This is a genomic window from Vibrio sp. Vb1166 (assembly GCF_033338695.1).
GTDB lineage: Bacteria > Pseudomonadota > Gammaproteobacteria > Enterobacterales > Vibrionaceae > Vibrio > Vibrio alginolyticus.
In genome coordinates this window covers 12,619-31,777 of record NZ_JAWOTE010000036.1, presented here as the reverse complement: position 1 = coordinate 31,777, position 19,159 = coordinate 12,619, and the positions used below count along the sequence as shown (strand labels likewise).

At 40.9% G+C, this 19,159-nt stretch carries 22 protein-coding genes; 19 read left to right on the top strand and 3 right to left on the bottom strand.

Annotated features, from left to right (window positions below; translation table 11 throughout):
- Positions 1 to 94 precede the first annotated feature (94 nt).
- The 15 genes from R7E51_RS22070 to R7E51_RS21990 all read left to right on the top strand — a co-directional run bounded on the left by R7E51_RS22070 (position 95) and on the right by R7E51_RS21990 (position 10,135).
- The gene (locus R7E51_RS22070) at positions 95 to 595 is read left to right on the top strand and encodes a flavodoxin family protein (RefSeq protein ID WP_025611600.1); all 501 of its coding nucleotides are present in this window, start codon (positions 95 to 97) and stop codon (positions 593 to 595) included.
- Positions 596 to 793: 198 nt separating this feature from the next.
- The gene (locus R7E51_RS22060; RefSeq protein WP_025519005.1) at positions 794 to 1,081 is read left to right on the top strand and encodes a DUF3892 domain-containing protein; all 288 of its coding nucleotides are present in this window, start codon (positions 794 to 796) and stop codon (positions 1,079 to 1,081) included.
- Between the two features lie 229 nt (positions 1,082 to 1,310).
- Positions 1,311 to 1,553, top strand: coding sequence for a hypothetical protein (locus tag R7E51_RS22055; protein ID WP_080252035.1), 243 nt, complete (start codon positions 1,311 to 1,313; stop codon positions 1,551 to 1,553).
- Positions 1,554 to 1,744: 191 nt separating this feature from the next.
- Positions 1,745 to 2,113 (top strand): VOC family protein, encoded by a 369-nt coding sequence (locus tag R7E51_RS22050; RefSeq protein WP_024699507.1) that lies wholly within the window; start codon positions 1,745 to 1,747, stop codon positions 2,111 to 2,113.
- Positions 2,114 to 2,286: 173 nt separating this feature from the next.
- The gene (locus R7E51_RS22045) at positions 2,287 to 2,553 is read left to right on the top strand and encodes a hypothetical protein (protein ID WP_025558256.1); all 267 of its coding nucleotides are present in this window, start codon (positions 2,287 to 2,289) and stop codon (positions 2,551 to 2,553) included.
- A gap of 150 nt (positions 2,554 to 2,703) precedes the next feature.
- Positions 2,704 to 3,186 (top strand): hypothetical protein, encoded by a 483-nt coding sequence (locus tag R7E51_RS22040; protein WP_025558161.1) that lies wholly within the window; start codon positions 2,704 to 2,706, stop codon positions 3,184 to 3,186.
- 133 nt (positions 3,187 to 3,319) lie between these two features.
- Positions 3,320 to 3,688 (top strand): hypothetical protein, encoded by a 369-nt coding sequence (locus R7E51_RS22035; protein ID WP_025558216.1) that lies wholly within the window; start codon positions 3,320 to 3,322, stop codon positions 3,686 to 3,688.
- 116 nt (positions 3,689 to 3,804) lie between these two features.
- A complete protein-coding gene (locus R7E51_RS22030) occupies positions 3,805 to 4,314 on the top strand; it encodes a hypothetical protein (protein WP_017822011.1) in 510 nt (169 codons plus the stop codon).
- Between the two features lie 132 nt (positions 4,315 to 4,446).
- Positions 4,447 to 4,719: a nicotinamide mononucleotide transporter gene (locus tag R7E51_RS22020; RefSeq protein ID WP_005462157.1), complete on the top strand. Its 273-nt coding sequence runs from the start codon at positions 4,447 to 4,449 to the stop codon at positions 4,717 to 4,719.
- Positions 4,720 to 5,006: 287 nt separating this feature from the next.
- Entirely contained in the window at positions 5,007 to 6,191 is a 1,185-nt protein-coding gene (locus tag R7E51_RS22015; RefSeq protein ID WP_206958548.1) for a site-specific integrase, read from the top strand.
- 111 nt (positions 6,192 to 6,302) lie between these two features.
- On the top strand, positions 6,303 to 7,310 hold the full coding sequence (locus R7E51_RS22010; protein WP_206958547.1) for a hypothetical protein: 1,008 nt from the start codon (positions 6,303 to 6,305) through the stop codon (positions 7,308 to 7,310).
- 86 nt (positions 7,311 to 7,396) lie between these two features.
- Complete coding sequence (locus R7E51_RS22005; protein ID WP_164667126.1) at positions 7,397 to 7,639, top strand: helix-turn-helix transcriptional regulator; 243 nt, start codon at positions 7,397 to 7,399, stop codon at positions 7,637 to 7,639.
- On the top strand, positions 7,632 to 8,882 hold the full coding sequence (locus R7E51_RS22000) for a VapE domain-containing protein (RefSeq protein WP_206958546.1): 1,251 nt from the start codon (positions 7,632 to 7,634) through the stop codon (positions 8,880 to 8,882). Before R7E51_RS22005 ends, R7E51_RS22000 begins: the two co-directional genes overlap by 8 nt.
- A gap of 433 nt (positions 8,883 to 9,315) precedes the next feature.
- A complete protein-coding gene (locus tag R7E51_RS21995; RefSeq protein ID WP_064369781.1) occupies positions 9,316 to 9,660 on the top strand; it encodes a hypothetical protein in 345 nt (114 codons plus the stop codon).
- A 64-nt stretch (positions 9,661 to 9,724) separates the two neighbouring features.
- Positions 9,725 to 10,135: a hypothetical protein gene (locus tag R7E51_RS21990; RefSeq protein ID WP_242531457.1), complete on the top strand. Its 411-nt coding sequence runs from the start codon at positions 9,725 to 9,727 to the stop codon at positions 10,133 to 10,135.
- A 420-nt stretch (positions 10,136 to 10,555) separates the two neighbouring features.
- Here the strand turns inward: R7E51_RS21990 and R7E51_RS21985 are convergent, their stop codons facing one another.
- Complete coding sequence (locus R7E51_RS21985; protein ID WP_021448657.1) at positions 10,556 to 10,738, bottom strand: YegP family protein; 183 nt, start codon at positions 10,736 to 10,738, stop codon at positions 10,556 to 10,558.
- A 364-nt stretch (positions 10,739 to 11,102) separates the two neighbouring features.
- On the opposite strand from R7E51_RS21985, the gene R7E51_RS21980 reads away from it, so the two are divergent.
- Both R7E51_RS21980 and gapS1 read left to right on the top strand, forming a co-directional pair.
- Positions 11,103 to 11,327 (top strand): hypothetical protein, encoded by a 225-nt coding sequence (locus tag R7E51_RS21980; RefSeq protein WP_206958544.1) that lies wholly within the window; start codon positions 11,103 to 11,105, stop codon positions 11,325 to 11,327.
- 114 nt (positions 11,328 to 11,441) lie between these two features.
- Complete coding sequence (gene gapS1 / locus R7E51_RS21975) at positions 11,442 to 13,046, top strand: GapS1 family protein (protein ID WP_005477165.1); 1,605 nt, start codon at positions 11,442 to 11,444, stop codon at positions 13,044 to 13,046.
- 406 nt (positions 13,047 to 13,452) lie between these two features.
- On the opposite strand, the gene R7E51_RS21970 is transcribed toward gapS1, so the two are convergent.
- Together R7E51_RS21970 and R7E51_RS21965 are read right to left on the bottom strand one after the other, a co-directional pair.
- Complete coding sequence (locus R7E51_RS21970; RefSeq protein ID WP_206958543.1) at positions 13,453 to 15,768, bottom strand: AAA family ATPase; 2,316 nt, start codon at positions 15,766 to 15,768, stop codon at positions 13,453 to 13,455.
- A 5-nt stretch (positions 15,769 to 15,773) separates the two neighbouring features.
- On the bottom strand, positions 15,774 to 16,016 hold the full coding sequence (locus R7E51_RS21965) for a hypothetical protein (protein WP_024699287.1): 243 nt from the start codon (positions 16,014 to 16,016) through the stop codon (positions 15,774 to 15,776).
- A 1,077-nt stretch (positions 16,017 to 17,093) separates the two neighbouring features.
- Between R7E51_RS21965 and R7E51_RS21960 the strand changes: the two genes are divergently transcribed.
- Together R7E51_RS21960 and R7E51_RS21955 are read left to right on the top strand one after the other, a co-directional pair.
- Entirely contained in the window at positions 17,094 to 17,525 is a 432-nt protein-coding gene (locus tag R7E51_RS21960; RefSeq protein ID WP_042524345.1) for a T6SS immunity protein Tdi1 domain-containing protein, read from the top strand.
- 1,246 nt (positions 17,526 to 18,771) lie between these two features.
- A complete protein-coding gene (locus R7E51_RS21955; RefSeq protein WP_054730732.1) occupies positions 18,772 to 19,038 on the top strand; it encodes a hypothetical protein in 267 nt (88 codons plus the stop codon).
- The last annotated feature ends 121 nt before the right edge of the window (positions 19,039 to 19,159 follow it).

Here is a 19,159-nt window from a genome sequence, read left to right as displayed (position 1 = left end):
CTATGCGTTGGTTTTAGTGTTTAAGGTGGTATGCAGTGGCTTCGGTATTGCGTTGCTCACACCTTAACAGGGCGTTATGTAACATGGAGGTTCAATGAAAATCGCAGTCATATTAGGTACTTCAAAATCTGACGGTAATACGCGAAAACTAGCCGAATCATTTGTAGAACAGTCAGGTGGAAAGTTATTTGATCTATCTGATTTCGATATCAGTTTTTACGACTATGAGCACCAAAATAGCAAAGATGATTTTATTCCAGTTATTCATGAGCTACTTCACTTTGATCATCTAGTGTTTGCCTCACCAGTTTACTGGTACTCAATGTCAGCACAGCTAAAAGTTTTCTTTGACCGATTATCCGACCTTCTAACGATCGAAAAAGAGTTGGGACGCAATCTGAAAGGTAAATCTATTTCAGTGCTATCTACTGGCTACAACTTAGACTTGCCTGCATGTTTTGTACAACCATTTGAACTGACTGCAAGTTATATGCAGTTGGAGTTTAAAGGATGTGAATACCTTGCTGTACAATCAGAATCAGATTTGGGTAAAGTGACCATTAGTGCAGCGCAAGCTATTGAAAATGTTACATAACAAACAGTTCAAGAGGGATTCAGCACGCGCGGCATTTTTGGTATGCGTTGGTTTTAGTGTTGAAGTGCCATGCAGTAGCATCGGTATTGCGCGCTTCACCCCTTAACTGGGCGTTAGGTTGGTTCGTGAGCTGTGTCGACATAAACTATTGAACTATTTGATATGATTTATCTTTCATATATTGCAATGGAGTTAAACATGGCGGCGACACATCAAATAAAATGTATCAACAAAACCGACAGACAAAGTGCACATGAAAGAATCAGTCATATAGGTGGCTTAAATGCTGACGGTACAAGATGGAAACTTACGCTTGATCGTGCCATAGAAGGAATAGAGTCTGGCAAATGGAAGTTTTATGTAAGTGCAGGTGGAAGCAGTGTTTGGGTTATTGTTGCAACGAGCTCAACAGGACGTAAATATCTAAAAACTGAAAATGATGGTGAGCAACCAAACAATTTACTTAGCTTACCAGAATGTCCATAGACGCAGTAGTTACAACCACCTAACAAAGCATTTAAGAGTGATTCCCAACGCTTGGCATTTTTCATTCCACCGTTGGGTTTCGTGTTTATGGTGGTATGGTTTAGTTTCGTGGTAGCGTTGCTCACACCTTAATGCGGCGTTAGTTGCCAACGAGGAAAACGCAGCTAAAGCAGAATGTTTAGAGTTAAAATCAGTGTGTTTTTGGTGGCGTTTCGTACTTCAATTTTGAATCGTTCGGGTTCGTGAAAATCGTTCTCAGGTTTCTTTTGAGGTTGGATTTTCTGTTTCAGAAACCGATTTGCTTGTTGAAAGTCAGCTTTGTAATATTGTCTTCTCAAAAGATTTTTTTGGTGTTGCTAGTCCGTTTTCTAAGGCGCTAACTGTTCCAAGTGGTTTCAGTGACAGGCGCTTTGAAACTACGCCTGATTTGAGTTTTTCCAAGCACGTAAAAACAGTGTTGGCAAAGCGGTAATTAACTTCAAATCAAAGTGTTAGGTTTGGCAACTAACAAAGCATTCAAGAGGGATTCACAACGCTTGGCAGTTTTGGTTTGAATCGGCTTTAGTGTTTACGGCACGATGGTTTAGGTTAGGTGGTGGCGTTGTTCACCCCTTAATGCGGCGTTATATGCTTTCAAAATCTTTGAGCAAAAGGGAGTTTAAAATGATTCTAAATCACATCTCAGTTGGCGTTTCAAATGTGGCATCTGCCGTGGTTTTTTACGACTCAGTTCTATCCGCTTTGTCCATAAAACGTTCTCATTACATCGAAAATGTAGCGGCTGCCTACGGCGAAAATTTTGAGTTTTGGGTTGGTTGTCCATGTGAAAATCGTGCATCTTCAGGTAATGGTACTCACATTGCTTTCAATGCGCCTAATCAAGATGCCGTTGACCAGTTTTATGCTACCGCATTAGAGCTTGGTGGTTCGTGTGCAGGCAAGCCAGGTTTGCGTCCTGAGTACGGTGAAACTTACTACGCGGCGTTTGTCCGAGATGTTGATGGAAACAAACTTGAAGCAGTCTTTGTCTAGTTGAAACTACGCATATAACAAAGCGTTCAAGAGGGATTCTCAACGCTTGCTGGTTTTGGTTCAAAGCTTAGCTTTTGTGTTTATGGCACAATGGTTTAATTTGGGTGGCATTGCGTTGTTCACCCCTTAACGCGGCGTTAGGGTTTTAGAGTGAAAATTTAATAGGTATACATATGATTGATTATGATGATTACGAAGAATTCGGTAACACTCACAAATACCTGTCGATAGATTTATCTACGACTAAGCACAAAAACAGAGTAATTGATATTCTTCAATTTACAAATCCACTTACTCAAGAATTTGAGTACAAAATTCGTGCTCAATGGACAGCAGATCAATACCACCCAACAATGCATCTTTCTGGATCTGAGTTAGAAGAGTTAGCAGACAAACTAAACCAAATGGTTGCAGATGCGAAGGCTAAAAAACAACCCTAACAAACTGTTCAAGAGTGATTCGCAACGCGTGGCATTTTTACTATGCGTTGGTTTTAGTGTTTAAGGTGGTGTGCGGCGGCTTTTATATTGCGTTGCTCACACCTTAACAGGGCGTTATGGCGCAGGGCAAAATTCAGCTAAGGGAACTAGATGAGTGATAAAGTTAAAGTAGCCTTGCAGTGGCTCAAACAGATCTTGGATGCAGAGGTTGTGGAGTATCAAATAGTAGGTGGATTAGCGGCAACTATTCATGGTGGAAGTCGGGAAATCGCAGATATAGATCTTTATATTCGAAACTCAGACGCAGACAAAGTGCTATCGCATGTAGCAAAATACATATCCAAACCGTTAACTCATTATGCTGAATATGGTTGGGATCTAGAGTATTTCCAATTGATTTACCAAAATCAAAAAATTGAAATCGGTTTGTCTGAACATACTAAGATACAATCACATCAAGATGGCTCTTGGCACAAGCTTGAAATCTACTTTTCAGAATCAGTTATTAAAGATTATCAAGGTATCGAGTTGCCAGTTATCCCAGTTCATCGTTTAGTCGAGTACAAGCGAATATTGGGTAGGGAAGTAGACCAAATTGACATACAAGAGCTAATGTTGAGTGGAGCGCCATAACAAACAATTTAAGAGTGATTCAGCACGCGTGGCATTTTTGGTATGCGTTAATTTTAGTGATTAAGGCGGTATGCGGTAGCATCGGTATTGCGTGCTTCACACCTTAATTGGGCGTTATGTGCTTGGAGATAAAATGATAAAACAGCCTCCTTACAAAGTTGAGTTTGGTCAATCAGGAGAAGTCCCTTCGGCGCACGTTGTTGCCATAGATAAGACCTCAATAAAGTTAAGCAAGAGCAGTCGAGATGGCGATACAGACGGTCGTATTGATGAGCTTCATCTAAATGGTGGGATTGAATCAGAAGAAACCAAACAGATGATGCTCGGTCTCAATAAGCAGGGTTTTGTGTTTGCTTACGATGATAAAGCTTACATTTCACCTAGCCATTTTATGAAGCAACTTTTATTGAGCGGTGCCCTAAGAACATCATTCAAAGAAATCAGCTGGTCAAGTCCAAAGCAATGGTGCCTTACAGAGTATGAATTTGAGCAACGCACATAACAAACTGTTCAAGAGGGATTCGCAACGCGTGGCATTTTCACTATGCGTTGGTTTTAGTGTTTAAGGTGGTATGCAGCGGCTTAGATATTGCGTTGCTCACCCCTTAACAGGGCGTTATGTTCTTGGAGGAAATGGTGGGCTATCAAAGGGATAGGGTAACTTTCAGCGTTTTCCATAAACTTGCTTTAACTATTTACAAATGCTTAAAATTTAAGGTGTTAGGCGAAACAGAAAAGCTAGAGTGGCAGCAAATTTTAGTAGCCGATTGTTTGCGTGTTATAGGGTTTTGTAGTTTGGCTTATTGGCTAGCTTCCAAAGTCCAAATGTCTACATCTAGCGATAAGCACAAGTTTTGGTCTACTCATATTTCGGGTATTGCGTTGCAATACGCAGGTGATATGGGTGGTGCTGAAAGAGCATACTTACAAAGCCAAGATTACGGTTGTGTGCTTTCTTTGAGTTTCAGTTTACAACACTTGGGTAAATTAAACGTGGAGCTTGGTAACTATGAACTCGCTGAAAAGCAGTTTATTGAAGCTTTGGCTATTCGAACGAAACTGAAGCGTACAGACTTAATAGATTCGACCAACCGAGCAATACAAGGGTTACAAAAGCTACGAACATAACAAACAGTTCAAGAGGGATTCAGCACGCGTGGCATTTTGGGTATGCGTTGGTTTCGGTGTTGAAGTGCTATGCGGCAACATCGGTATTGCGTGCTTCACCCCTTAACTGGGCGTTATGTGCTTGGAGGAAAAATGGAATATTTTCAGTACTATGGAATCGACTGGGTTGCAATGGTACTTACGTTTCTTGCAATTTGGCAAATTGGAAATAAGAACAAAATCGGTTTCATTCTAATGATGTGCGGTAACACTAGTTGGGTAGCAGTTGGTTATCTTACTGGCAGTGTGGCAATGATAATTGCAAATATCATCTTTTTCTCAATGAACCTTAGAGCAATCATCAAATGGTCGACGCCAGAGAAAGAGCCTAAAGTTAGTGTTGCTGAGCAGTCATCTACAAGCTAGAAGTTCGCACATAACAAACTGTTCAAGAGGGATTCGCAACGCGTGGCATTTTCACTATGCGTTGATTTTAGTGATTAAGGTGGTTTGCGGCGGCCTTTGTATTGCGTTGCTCACCCCTTAACAGTGGGAATGGGCAAAAATCTTCAGTAAACAGCAATGAACAAGAATGAGCGAATACTCGCATAAAAACATGTAGTTATATGTATGTTGTTTGTGCTTTGTTGTTCATGAGGATGTGTGTATGTACAATTATTCTGCTACATATACGCTACACAAAGGACTTGTGCATGCCCATTAAGAAGAAGATAACCAACACCTCAATCAAGGCGCTAACTGTCGAACAGGGACGGCTCAACGACACTGAAATCAGCGGGTTTCATGCTCGCATTTCACCTAAAGGCGCAATCAAGTATTACTTTTACTACCGTTTAAATGGCAAACAACGAAATTACTTCATCGGCTCGGCGGATTCACTCACACCCGCTCAAGCGAGAGATTTAGTCAAAGAGAAAGCGGGATTAGTGGCGAGCGGGGTGGATATCCAAGAATCTCGTCATGAAGCTAAAAAGACAGAGATGCGCAAAAACCTGACGCTTGGCCGTTTTCTCTCTGAGCACTATAAAGACTACCTTATCTCAATGAACCCCAAGCGGGCGGATCAGGCTTATGCTTGCATCGCTCATTCATTTGTTCACCTCCTAGACAAACCGTTAGAGGAGATAAAAGCGTGGGATATTCAGCAGTGGATCACGGAGCGTCGCAAATTAGGGCGTGCCCCAGCAACGATAGAGTATTGTGTGAACCGACTTCGAGCCGCTTTAAATCGTGCGGTAGAGTGGGAATTCATCGATAGCCACAACTTAAGCAGTGTTAAACTCATTAAGCAAGATAACACTCGAATACGGTATCTCTCTAAGGAAGAAGAGAAGCGCTTACTCGATACCCTTGAAGGCCGAAATCAACGCGTTCGAAAGTCCAATAACAAGATAGAGCATCTTCAGTTCGTTGATTTCTTCGAGCCGTTAGTGATCACCGCAATGAATACAGGAATGCGCAAAGGAGAGCTATTAAGCCTTCGATGGGAACACGTTTCACTGCCTAATCGTTACTTAACTATTCGTTCTGAAAATGCTAAGTCGAAGAAGACGCGAACGATACCGCTCAATGACACGGTATTAAAGCTTTTTGAACGCTGGCAAGCACAGAATCCTGATGCTGACTATGTCTTTATATCGAATAACCAGCCCGTTGAGTTCTTTCAATATCCGTGGCAATCATTATTGAAAGAGGCTGCTATCGAGAATTTTAGGTTCCATGACTTGCGGCATCATTTTGCAAGCAAGTTAGTGATGGCGGGCGTTGATTTGAATATCGTGCGTGAGTTGCTTGGGCATGCTGACCTCAAGATGACGCTGCGTTATGCACACTTAGCTCCAGAGCACAAAGCGGCGGCGGTGAATCTTATTGGTTAAATTGCAAGATAAATCGAGACATCACTCGAAGCATTAAAGGTATGGTTTTATATACAGTGATCTTGGTGCTGTAATTCGTTGTTGAAATTGTTAACTCAACAAGGGATTGAAGTGAGCCAGTTTAAACGCCGCTATGTAAGGCTTGAGGAAGTCTGCGATAAAACCTATTTAACCCAATGGGACATACTAGAAGCCATTGAAGAAGAGAAGTTGTGTTTGTTTGCCGATATTTCTGCTTCGAGTCTTGGGGCTATTCATCCACCAAGTCAATGTGTCGCGGCTATCTTCGACTATCAAGGCGTTGTCCAACTCACTGAAAGCTCATCCAAGCGGTTTACGCTTTCATTAGAATCTATACTGGTTCAACACGTCATCATCGTTGAGATGCATGGTATCAACCGTTGGCGTTCGGTTACTGAAGCGTTCGACAATGTATTACAAGCGCACTTTAAATACACACCTAATGCACTCTCCCAACCGAATAAAGCGTTTGTTGCTTATGCTGCGGTTAATGCCTCTCTAACCACAGAGAGCGTGGTTGGTGAGTTCATTACTAAAGCATCGGCCATTTTCTCTAATGACGTAACGCATCAACTTGTTGAACACTACCCAAGTCAACGCGGTCAACGCCTTTCAACCGATGCGTTAACGGTTAAACCCAGTCAAATACGCGTTGATATGGAGCAGGTCGTTGATGTTTTTGGTAAAACAGTACTATTGAATCGTGGTTGCCAAGCGGTTGATACGGTTAAGGCAACATTAGGCTCAACGGTTATCCAGACTGCTGGTCAGTGTATTGAGTCGGTTAATGCGCCTACTGAACTCCGGTTGGATTCGGTTATCCAACCGATGCCAATCCACCCCATTGCGCAAATTGCTCATCGAGTATTAACACTCAATCCTCAAGCCAGAGCGGATAAGGTTTGGAACATGATAAGGCAGGACGTGAGAGCGAACGAGTTTAACCGTCAATTTGATGTTGATGCGTTGATTGAAAGCATTACTCAGGACTCGGTGACGTGGTTTGGTCGTGGGGATAATGAAAACACCATGTCTTATGACTCATTCAGAAAGAATGTATTGGTCGACGTAAGGAGGCAAATTAGGCCGTCAAAATAAAACGTCGTCGTCATCGTCGTTGATAACGTCATATGACGTTTGTGGTCGTTACGTTGAAACCTCAATGAACAAGAGGGAACAACAACATGACTCAAACCACACTTGATAAACGTGTATACACAGAACAAGAAACGGCGCTTTACATTGGTATGAGCCGTTCATTTTTACGCCAAGCTCGTATGGAAGGGCTGCGCAAGAACCGAACTGCTGCGCCTCCTTTCATTAAAATTGGTCGTGCTGTCCGTTATCTTAAAGAAGACTTAGACCAGTGGTTAGATAGTCATGTCAAACGTGACCACTTGCTACAAGGGGAGGGCTTCCATGCTTAACGATAGCAATGCACCAGAATTTCCCCATGTCAGATACAAGGAGTCAGGCCAACAAATCGTATTGAACACGGCCGATAACTTGAAAGCATTACTTAAGAGTACGGGCTACCAAGCTAAACTCAACAAGATGACCTTAGAGCCTGATATATTCAAAGGTAAGGTTTGTATGGGTTCGCCAGATATCGTCAGAAGTGAGCTTGTATCGTTGGCGTCAATTTACACATTGCCCAAATCCGCGATTGATGACCATTTTAACGCCGTGGCACACGAAAGTAGTTACCATCCAATCGCTGATTGGCTTGATGGCGAGTGGGATAGAAAGCCCCGCGTGGAAGCAGTGCTTAATTGCTTAGAGACTAAGAATCCCGCGCTCTCTAAGACTGTGTTGCTACACTGGTTAGTGGGCGGTGTAGCATGTCTTTTTGTGGGTAGCTTTAAATCCAAGCTCGTGCCTGTTTTACAAGGTGAGCAATCCTTTAAAAAGACCGCCTTTGTTGAACGAATTGCCAATGTGATGCCAAGTGCGTTTCTTGAAGGAGCAGAGCTCAACCCTGATAACAAAGACAGTGTGCTGACCGTTATTCGCTCATGGATAGTGGAATTGGGTGAACTAGAACGCTCAACCAAAAACTGCCAAGGGGCGTTGAAAGCGTTCGTGACAAGAGCTTGCGATACGGTGCGTCCTCCTTATGCACGCAATGACATTAAGAAAGACCGACAAACCAACCTCATTGCGACGGTAAACGGCACGGACTTTCTAAAAGATGAAACCGGAAATACCCGCTACGCCGTCATTGAGCTGGTGGGCGAAACGGACATGGATACGCTCAATAACATATTGGGTTGGGACTACAAAGCAACGGGTGAGCTAACGCTGAACCAACCAGAGAATCTGCGCCAATTCTGGTTAGAGGTGAAACACAAATTCATGGTTGAACATCATCCTTGGATGTTGTCGTCTGACATTCAAGCGCAAGTGTCGCAAGAGTCATCCAAATACGTAGATAAAGGCAACTGGTATAACTTGCTAAACGACCACCTAGAAGAATGTACAGGTAAAGCGAGAGAGTGGTTATCAACCAAACAGATATGTGAAGTTATCAACGCTGACACATCAAAAGGAAATGTGATTGGTAAAGCGCTCAACCAACTGACTAAAGACGGTAAGTTAGAAAAGAAAATGCTCAATGGCTCAAACCGCTACTGTTTCCCTACCGTTCGTTCTCAAGCCTCATTTTGCTAAGTACTTAAACTTACCTCACTTACTCCACTTGAATCGATATTAAGTGGGGTAGGTGGGGTAAGTTGTTCTACTTTCAGAAAACGACACATCACTCTCGGTATGTAATAGACAAAACATTCAGCTTTATGGTGCCTAGTTGCATATTGAGGAATTAGCTTTACCCTAACTGGTATCGGCCTCCCAAAAAGAGAACTTAAGAAGATAGCGTATCGCTTTGCTATGCGAGTGCTGTACAATTCGAGCTAAAGACATGACTTGTCACTCAGAGAATGCTGCTCTCTGTCTATCGATATCGCGGACGTTGTATTATCAATAAAACAACCCAAAGTGCACTTTTTTATAGTGATATTAACTTTTTCGTCACCAATACATTAATAAAAGCCATTAAAAACAGTATGATACAAGTGATTTTTTAAAGTGGTAGGAAAAGTAAATGGCATCTTTGGGGTATTGTGATGTAAAAGATATGGCTCTTAGTCGTAAAAGTAAGGGAGCTATAGGAGATATAAAAAGCATCATGGAAAGTGGCAATCTTTTGTCAGGTGTACTAGCGGCAACGCCTTTTTATGCTGTTTTTGGAACACCCAGTGTCACCTCCAGTCCATTCGAAAAACTGGTCACCATTCGAGAGTATGACTGGGAAACGTTTGGTGATGCAATGTTGGCCACAAGCGCCGTTACTCGTAGTCGAATTTATCAGGTTGCTGAGCCAATGACTTGGCAAACCAGCGGTGAAGAACAAAAGTTTTGGAAGTGTGTATCTAATGCGTCATTATAAATTTATTGGATTGTTATCCCTTGTTCTCTTTAGTAGCTCCAATGCTGTAGCGGAATCTATAAATATGAATTGGGTAACAAAATTCCATATGGATAAACAGACTAAAGAGGCGACTCTTAACTGGATTATTCAGAGAGAGAAATGCATCGCTAAAGAAAAGCAAAGCAAAGAGTTGTTTCCTCGTAACGAATGGTTTGACTCGTTATCTAAAGAGGACAAGGTAAAGGTTGTTCTCTATATTAACAACTTGAAGCTACAAGCGTGCTCTGAGCAAGAGTCGTTAGAGCTAGAACGTTTGGTCGATAAAGGAAAACATGCAAAACTGAATGAGACACTTACCGTGTTGGGCGCTTTTAACTGGCCTGATGAAGGTGAGCTAGAAGGTATCGATAAGCACAAAGTAAATCAAATCTCAGAACAAGTTGATATGTTCAACATCCAAGTTGTTGGAGAACAACTCAAGTTTAGAGACTAACCGCAATACAGGTTGGTTGTCGTAATATCATAGCCAACCTGACTGCCCTAGCTTCAATTTAGATAATAATATTACATGAAAGTAGGGGTGTCTGGGTTCAGATATAACAGGTTACTCTAGCTCATTTATCCCCCAAACTGCGCTAACGCGAGTCCTCTTAGTATTTCTACTGGCTTGTCTTTGACTGAACTAATTTTATGCATTTAACATCTTGAATGCGCACATCAGGTGTAATGGTAAATTAAAACAAAAGTGCCGATTGCAATCTGTCTATTGCTTAGGTAGGAGTTAGTGATGGGTCTGAGCTTAAACACTTTCGATATTGTTAAATTTTCCAATAAAATTGAATAACATTGTTACCTAAAAAGCCACCTTGGTAGGTGGCTTTGTTGACAGCTATAAGCCAGAAACTGGATCATTTTAAGACTCGTCAACAGTTACTGAGTCTGCGTTATTCTTAACAGAGGCGATACCATTTTCTGCCCCTTGCTTTGAAGCGTACATTTCACTGGTCGCAATCACTTGTCCGTTGTCTGCTTTAAGTACAAAGTAGTATGGTTGAACGGTATCCTTTGTAGATTTCTTAATTACATACTTGCCCATCTGTTTACTCCTTTGGGGTAAATGTAAGTTATGAGAACGATTTCTCACACAGATATATTTATTTATCTTATTGCATATCAACTCAAGTGCATTTTGCGTGTTTTGTGAGCAAATTATGATTTGTCGCGGTTTCAATGAATTCGAAAGTGTAGTGGAAAGATGAATTTGGTCAGTAAACTAGAGGAGCACCATATTTGACTCAATTGATATCATGCTAAATTAGCAAAGTCACTGGCACGTTTCTGCCCCAAAACGAGCCAGAGTAGACTGACTGCCAATGTTTTAGAAGCCACATTTTGACTTAATAAACCTTATGCGATCAATATAAATCAACACACATATTAGCTAGTTGAGAAGGAAAAGCATGAAGAGCGACAAAACGTTTACAATCAGTAAGTTTATAGCGCTTAAAAATAGCGATCTATCCAATGCGCAATATTACGATGAAAGATTAGATCGATTCATGGAGGCTCTGGAAGGGGTTTCTCATTGGGAAAATGGAGAGTATGACCTATCCGATCTAGAAAAAGCTTGGAATGATACCGCATCTAAAATACCTTACGATGATCACGGAATGCAGTCAGTTTAAAGTAGCGTTTGTCCCATCGCTTGATAGTGGGGCTTAGAATTGAAGAGTGTCTATCAAGTTGGAGGCTCTTAAAAGCTGAGAATACAGCCTATTCAAATCACGGGGGATAATTTGATGTCATTTAGCACAGATACTCAGAAGATAAGAAACTCTATAAAACGCTACACTAAAGAGTCAGTCGTGCAACATTTATTGACTCGGCTACATACCGTTTATCCTGGTGAACCTAAAGCAATAGGTCGGCCATGGACTGTCTGCCTAATGCTTGAGTGGGCATTAGAGCTAGAACCCAACCAAGGCGCTAATCCTGCGACTGAAAAAGATGTTTGGAATATATTGAATAAAATTTGGGCGTTACAAGGAAAAGCTACCAACTTTGCTGATGAGGATAATGTTTGGTTGTCTCTAAGAGCGTTTTTTCTAACACAACTTAGATTTCAAAGTAACCAGATAGTGCACAACTATTTCTTGGTCAGGTTGTTCTCGATCATGTGTAATGAAGGTGCAAGTCGCTCTTTTCGAGATAGTTTCAAAGCTCAGACAGATATTGAGTTGGAAGACTTTTTTGTTTTGTCGGTGTTTTTCTTTTCTATATTTTACACGCTTAAAAAGCCTGTCATTAAGTACGAAGAGTTCTTGCCCAAGCTCTCACCTGCATATCCAGTGACTGTAATAAAACAATACCTCAGTTTAGTTGGAGCAAACTTTGAACAGTTACAACAATTGATGAAAATCCGAAGAGGAGAAACTAGAGGTGATGGAGGGGTAAGGGTGGAAGAGTACTTTTCTGAACCACTATTGCTTGAGAAACCAATACTTATTCTACCTGAGGGTATATCAACCGCTCATCCATACGTTGCAAGTATCGGGTTGAGCGAGTTTGTGCTCAGAACGCTTAAAACTGCTGATTCGAGAGGTTTTCGAGACAAGTTTACTAAAGAGTTTGAAGAATATTTGGCATATGTTTTTGATGCATATGGATTTGAGACGACAAGAGAAGAGCAACTGAAGGCAGTTTATAGAGATAACAAAATTCAAGGTAAGGTTGTCGACTTCTTACATCAACGAAACGGAACTTCGATATTTATTGATGCAAAGGGCGTCGAGCCAAACCAAAAAATACTTGTGACTGACCAGAGCAACATTATTAAGGACAAGTTAAGGGATACTCATCTGAAAGGTATAAAACAAGCAGGTGAGTGTGCAGATAAGTTAAGTTGTGTTGGTTTTGATGATCTTGCTGACTTTGATAACAGATATGCCCTCATAGTGACTCACCAAGACTTCTACCTTGGTAACGGTGCTAAATTAGCCTCTTATTTAGGGGATGAGTATAGACAAAGAATAGATGAAGCTGTTGCTGCTAGTATACCTTTGAAAAACGTCCACTTCTGTTGTATTGCTGATCTTGAGGGAATACTTGCGCTTTGTAATGAGACTGAAACCGAAATAAGTGAGTTTTTGGACTTTTGTGCCGACGAAGAAGAAGCACCAGAAACCGCAAAATTTGAAATGCGTCAGCACATTCAAGCATATGCAGAGAAGCTAGCATCAGAGAAAAACTCTCCTATTGGCAGCGATAGGCTTGTAGAAAACTTTGAATACTTAACTTCTGAGCTTGCCGATAAAATGTCAAAGTCTCGGCAGTATTGGAACGAAGGCTTAGTGAAAGCTCCAGAGTTTTTACAGTATCTTAGAATAGTCAAAGAGCTAGTGTAGTTATTTTTTTGAGTTAGGATCAATGAGTGATCAGGCATCTGCTAACCATCTGTTTTTAGATGATGTGCTATCCAGTTCCACGACAAGTTATGCACTGAACGTCCATTTTTACTAACGGTGGCAGTTCTTGCGTTTTGCTACTGGATAGTAGACTTAGTTTTACTAATCCTATATCGGCAAAGGAAAGGTTAAAGTCTCGCTTTCTTTTGTCCATCGTTGAATCAGCGAGATCTACAGTTTTTTTGGGGGGCTTTGCAACACGAAAGTGCCCGTTCGACCTGAAGTTTGTTAGAGTAAAAACTGCGTAGCTGACACCATGCCTTTTCACGAAAGAGTGACAATACGCCTTATCGAGAAAGGCATTACGGATAAGTTAGGGAATCGTTGAGACTCCCTTTTGATACTATCAAGCAGTAACTACTGTTTCCATCTCAGTATAATGTGCCTCATCGATAGTCTTAACAATATCTAATATGATATTTAGAATCGCAGGTGACTCACCAAGCAAGTTATCAGCGTTATCCTCAAGCTCGATCTCTTGGTTGTGAGAGTATTTGTTGATGAAGCGATATGCCTTTTCAACATCTTCAGGTTTGATTGCTGGGTAATGCCTAACACCATCATCAACCAACTGTCTAAAATCACTTCTCTTTTTAGGAAACTTAAAGCACAAGAAAGATTCCAACAGCTTTCTTGACAAGTTCGCACACAAATACACTTCATCAAGATTAAGCTCTTGTTTCTCTTTGAGAGAATAAAGTTTAGAGAACAGGTAGTGATACTCGGAATTATAATCAGTCAATGAACCACCAGCGTTAACCAATTTAGACTGACGCACTCCGTCAGATTTAGTTTCAATCGTATATGCTCTTGCTTTAATCACTGGCGGTTGTTTACGCATCTTATTTTTCTTCAGCATCCAGTCACGAACCAACTTGAAGTAGGAAAAATTGTGCGTCATTACAAACAACTGTTTTGCCTGCTCACAGTGTTTTTTCAAGAATGAGTATGAGTGGAACAAATGATTAGAGTCAAAGCTAGAAACTGGATCATCAATCACGACAATCGTGTTCTTAATATCATTATCGTGCTCTTCGAGTTTCGTCGCGAAGTAGACAAATGCTATGGCGGTTTTCTCACCCTCACTCAGGTTTTGAGCGTGCCTATCGGATCCATTACGTGAAATTCGGTAGCCTTTCTGCTTTGCATCAAACTTTAAAGTTAACTCAGTTCTACCAATAAACTTCGCTAGCTCAGCATTGAAAGCATCTACGGCAATTGACTCATTCGATAGTTCTGCTTCAAGTCTCTGTATTTCTTTCTTAATTGCAGAAATTTCATCACTCAGCTTCAGCACATTACCATTTGCGGTCTTTCTATCTTCTACTTTTTTGCTGTAATCAAAATCGATAACTTCATCAGCGGCGTAATGGAGCTCAAGTGCTTTTTTATGTGCGGTCGTAACAGCCTGAAAGTTTCCTGATTTGTCATTGTGTTTTTTCACACAAGCAGCGATATCAAGAATCACGTTGTTATATTGGTCTATCAAATCCACTGTCACAGACGAAATCTTTAGAGAGATATCAAATGGGTCATTTGATTTTTTATCGATGCATTCTCGCCACTGCTCTACGATACTATTGATTTCAGTTACAACACCCTCCAAAGGAGCTACTACTTTTTTGTACTCAGTCTGAAACTCATCAAAAAATGACTCAACACTAGGTAAAGTAAGCTCAGGTAAATCACAACAGTACTTTGTTGCCTCAGTAATCTCCTGCTTCAATAGTTTGAATTCATTACTAAAATGATTATTTAAACTAGTGAGCCTTGATTCATCTATCTTATTTCCGCAGAAGTGACATTCTTCCGATTTATGCTTATCATGAACCGCCATGCCACTTGACACCCACTTTTGAACATCGGGGTTGTCTCTAAGAAACTCAATGACTTCATTGACCGCTGACTTACCTAGCAACTTAGTTAGCGCATTGAAGCTCGACTCAAAATAATCTTTCCTGATTGTATTTGCAGGAAATGAAATTTTATCTTTTTCGACAGGAGAAGCTGACTTGGTATGAAGAATGATTTGCTCATCGGTAAGAACTGACGCAGGATCCACAACTTCCGCAGAGCTAGCTCGAATCAAATTTTCAAGTGAGGTTTTGTTGTAGTTAAGATACTTACTATCTTCGGTCCCAATTACCTTTAAGCTCGTCTTGATACTCTTCGCTGTGCGTGACAGAAATTTGTTAATCTCGGTATCGAGGTCACCAGCTATCTTTGTTTCTTTTTCTGAAGCTGATTCTTTTAGTTTGAGAGTTTTATTCTGTTCATCTAATTGCTTTCGTTCTTCGATTTTCTGCTGGTCAACAAGCAGTATACTTTTAACAGTACCACTCCAGTCGATGTTTTCACGAACGAAATCATTATTGAATGTCCGAATGTTTAGTTGATTCTGAGAGAGGTTTTGTTGAGTAAGGACACTCTGAGCTTGACCATCCAAGCTGTACTCGATTTCAAATGCTGACTCGGTGTAGTTGGTACCATCTAAGCTCTTGTTTTCAATACAACGGAACAATCGAGATAATGTCGATTTACCTGAACCGTTCCAACCATAGATAAGATTAAATTTCGCAAACTCATCACAACCATCATTGATGTGATTTTCATAAATTCCGAATGAGCGAAGACTCTTGATTTTACTAATGCCGTTAATCATATTGTCTATCGCTTCTTGTTTGACTGAGCTAGCACCGAAGCAGCAAACTCTTTGGTATCGTCACTGTACTTGTTTGACTGAAGAACCTTTGAGGCTTTAGTCTCCATGTCTTTGCCTGTTTGCTTTGATGAACTAGCTTGAGCCATTGTGCTAGCAGCTAGTGACTTTTGAATCTTTGAAGCATTAGGATCCGAAAGGGCCTTAGCTGCTTTTGAAGCAACTGACTTAGAGGTTTTCTTAGTATTCATAATCTTATCCTGTGAAATAGACAATAACGATATGGTGTCCGTTGTATATCATTTCAATAGGAGAAAACACAAAGCCCTGTAAAAATCAGGGCTTTGTGAAAAACGTCACAACTGTAGGTAGTTAATCATCAAAATCTAGGCAGTCTTTAATATCATCAGTCAATAGCTCAAACTCTTTCTTGAGCTTCTCGGTATCAGTTACTTATCTATTTCCTAGTTACCGAACTCATTACATTGATTGATAACATGGATATATGGGGTCAAGGTAAACTTTATTTGAGTACCATATTTTTCCTCATCCCACGACCCACCTTTAGACTCCTTGCTCTAACGCATTTCTGTCCAAATGTGAGTTAGTAGAGCTTTATGGCTGTTTACTTCGATAGCTACACATGTGCTACATATCCTTTTGAGTTATATCTATTTTGTTTTATAAATTACTGTATTTTATGGATTTTATGCTTATTTTATTATCCCTTAACAGGGCGTTAGTACGGGTTTGACATCAAAGGTCATAAGTTTTGGTGTTTATCTGTTTTGGCGCTCGTCTTTACACCTTTCCGTTAGTGCCTCTCACGTTCTTTCCGGTGGCACTATATGCGTTGTGCTTGCTTTGATTTCACCGTTTACGGTATCTAACTCTTACCCTATTTCTTTGGCGCTTCTTTTCTTTCGTGGTTTTTACTACGTCAGAATTGTCTTTCTTTGGTGCTGCCGTTGGAGTGCGAGGATCGAATCCTTTTCTAATTTGAGCCTGTGAAAGTAGGGCAGGTCAGTGCATTTTTCTTCTAGCCAACTCTCGTCTCTTAATCGAGTTTAAGTTTTGTAGCTGCCCGTCTCACTTCAGTGTTCAAAGCCTTTCATATCATGCCACTTTTCAATATCTTGGAGCGCATAAATAGAAGTAGCGCATGTACTAACAAGTTGCTTAAGAGTGATTCGTAACGCGTGGCATTTTTACTGTGCGGTGGCTTAGGGTGATTAAGGCGCTGTGCGGTAGCTTTTGTATTGCGTTACTCACGCCTTAGCAAGGCGTTATGTGTCAATGGGTTTCTAAACAGAGTGAGAAAGATAAAAATGCAGTTTATTTGGGAAGTCTCGGACGTAGAAATAGATACCTTGTTACCTCAGTGGAAATGGTTGCTTAATCCTACAGGGAAACCTTTGTATCTAACCATCATGGGTGACTGGCTATTTGGTGAAGTGGATGGCTCAATTTCATTGTTATCGGTTTTAGATGGTACCTATGAAACAATTGCTTCGGACTTTCATGAGTACAATAAAATGAATAAATCACAAGATTGGTGTGATAATGTCTTTTTAACTAGTTGGTATGACTTGGCGCTCGAACACGGGCTACAACCAAAACAAGACGAATGCTTAGGTTGGGATCTGCATCCAATTATTGGTGGTGAGTTTTGTATGGAAAATTTGCAAGTATTTACTATGAAAGTATATCAATCACTAATGTCTCAGTTGCATTTTCAACTTCAGCACGCAAACACATAACAAACTGTTTAAGAGTGATTCGCAACGCGTGGCATTTTTGCTATGCGTTGCGTCTAGTGTTTAAGGTGGCATGCGGGAGCATCGGTATTGCGTTGCTCACACCTTAACAGGGCGTTAGTACGGGTTTGACATCAAAGGTCATAAGTTTTGGTGTTTATCTGTTTTGGCGTTCGTGTTTACACCTTTCAGTTTGTACCTTTCACGTTCTTTCCGGTGGCACTATATGTGTTGTGCTTGCTTTGACTTCACCGTTTACGGTTTCTAACTCTTAGTCTATTTCTTTGGCGTTTCTTTATTTTTGTGGCGGCTTCTGAGTGAATCTTGGTTGCAATTGGTGCTGCCGTCGGAGTGCGAGGATCGAATCCTTTCCTAATTTGAAGTGAGTGAAAGTAGGGGAGTTCAGTGCGCTTTTCTTCTAGCCAACTCTCGTTTCTAAATCGAGTTTAAGTTTTGTAGCTACCCGTCTCACTTCAGTGTTCAAAGCCTTTCATATCATCTCAGTTTTCAATATCTTGGAGCGCATAAATAGAAGTAGCGCATGTACTAACAAATTGCTTAAGAGTGATTCGTAACGCGTGGCATTTTTACTATGCGGTGGCTTATGGTGATTAAGGCGCTGTGCGGTAGCTTTTGTATTGCGTTACTCACACCTTAGCAAGGCGTTAGGCGACGGGCAGTAAAGTTCTTTGTTCTCATCTTCTTAGTTCTCTTTGAGCATTCGTTTTTCTAAGTCGGCAACTTGGCATTGTCGGCTCAAATTCTTGAATCTCTCCTGCCGTAAAACATGCCAAAATTCGTGGGTTGCCTCATTGGTTTTTGGAGACGGTTAGTGGCGAGTTTAATTGGCTCAAAGTGTGGCAAGGGCAAGTTAATCGAGGTTTTCTTTCTCGCTTTAAGTTTGCAGCTTTGGGTTTCTCAGGTTCAAAAACTACTTAGTCGCTGCAAATTCGCATTTCGTGGTCGTTGGAATTTTGGCTGAAACATAGTGAGTTTTGTGGTTCTTGAATCACAAAAAGTCAGTGGGTGCTTGGTTGCTTATTTTGTTTCGGGTAATCTGCTTTCAGACAACCTTAAACTCCGGTGGGAAACTTCGCCTAACAAGGCGTTCAAGACGGATTCACAACGCTTGGCGATTTCAGTTATAGTCGGGTTAAGTGTTTAAGGTACAATGGTTTAAGTTTGGTGGTTGGCGTTGTTCACCACTTAACGCGGCGTTATGTAAATCATGAGAATAAGGAGAATTGAGATGGAATTATCAGAAATTAAAGCGAAAATAATTGAGCTATTGGATGCTCAACTTGAACAAAAGTTTGAAGAATCAGATTTATCTGCGAGGCATTACAGTTTTACTAGCCCTGACTACGACTTCTCTTTTTCAGTATCACTTGTAAGGAATGTCAGCGAAACTCAATTAACTAACCGAATAAATCGCTGTATCAATAAAGCGAAAGAAGTTTCAAAACCTAATACACATTTTCAGTTTGACGAAAACTGTGGTTTATATATCGTTTAATTTCAGAAATTTACATAACAAACTGTTTAAGAGTGATTCGCAACGCGTGGCATTTTTACTATGCGTTGCGCTTAGTGTTTAAGGTGGTATGCGGCGGCTTTGGCATTGCGTTGCTCACACC